The following is a 1,067-nucleotide window of genomic DNA, read 5'->3' on the forward strand; positions in this document are numbered from 1 at the left end:
CTGTCGGTGTCGCCATCGGTATCCGTTGCCACCACCGTGAAGTTAATCAACTCGCTATCGCTGTTGGCATCATGGTCAATCGGCGCTTTCAGCTCAAAGGTGTAGCTGCCATCTGGGCGCAAGGTCAGTACGAATACTTCGCCATCGGCACTCGAGGCGGTGTACGTCGCCACACCACTGGCATCGACCGATTCAGAGAGCGTCACCGCTTTACCTTGAGAGGTCATGCCGTCAATTGGATTGGTGGTCAGGTCAAGCTCGTAGCTCACAACCTTATCCGCCCCTTGAATGGTGGTGAAGTCGCCATCTTTACTCAGCAAGGTGCCATCAGGGCTGGAGCCGCCAGCAAGGTCATTTTCTTGCAGAATGAGGGCTTCAGCTGAGGCAATGTTCGGGCTGTCATCGCCAATGGTCACTGGCAGCGTGATGCTGTCGGTGTCGCCATCGGTATCCGTTGCCACCACCGTAAAGTTAATCAACTCGCTATCGCTGTTGGCATCGTGGTCAATCGGCGCTTTGAGCTCAAAGGTGTAGCTGCCATCTGGGCGCAGTGTTAGCACAAACACTTCGCCATCGGCACTGGAAGCGGTGTACGTCGCCACGCCATTGGCATCGACTGATTCAGAGAGCGTCACCGCTTTACCTTGAGAGGTCATGCCATCAATCGGGTTGCTGGTCAGGTCAAGCTCGTAACTCACGACCTTATCCGCCCCTTGAATGGTGGTGAAGTCGCCGTGTTTGCTTAGCAAGGTACCATCTGGGCTAGAGCCTCCAGCAAGGTCATTTTCTTGCAGAATGAGTGCTTCTGCTGAGGCAATGTTCGGGCTGTCGTCGCCAATGGTGACTGGCAGCGTAATGCTGTCGGTATCACCATCGGTATCGGTCGCCACCACCGTAAAGTTAATCAGTTCGCTATCGCTGTTGGCGTCATGGTCGATTGGCGCTTTGAGCTCAAAGGTGTAACTGCCATCTGGGCGCAAGGTCAGTACGAATACTTCGCCATCGGCACTGGAGGCGGTGTACGTCGCCACGCCATTGGCATCCACCGATTCCGAGAGCGTCACCGC

General features: G+C 55.4%; 1 protein-coding gene. It reads right to left on the minus strand.

What is annotated here, in order from left to right; all coding sequences use genetic code 11:
• Nucleotides 1–1,067: DUF5801 repeats-in-toxin domain-containing protein (locus tag F0265_RS24470; RefSeq protein WP_216607977.1), on the minus strand; the 1,067-nt coding region annotated here is incomplete at both ends.

This window comes from Vibrio sp. RE88 (genome assembly GCF_013113835.1).
Taxonomy (GTDB): Bacteria; Pseudomonadota; Gammaproteobacteria; order Enterobacterales; family Vibrionaceae; genus Vibrio.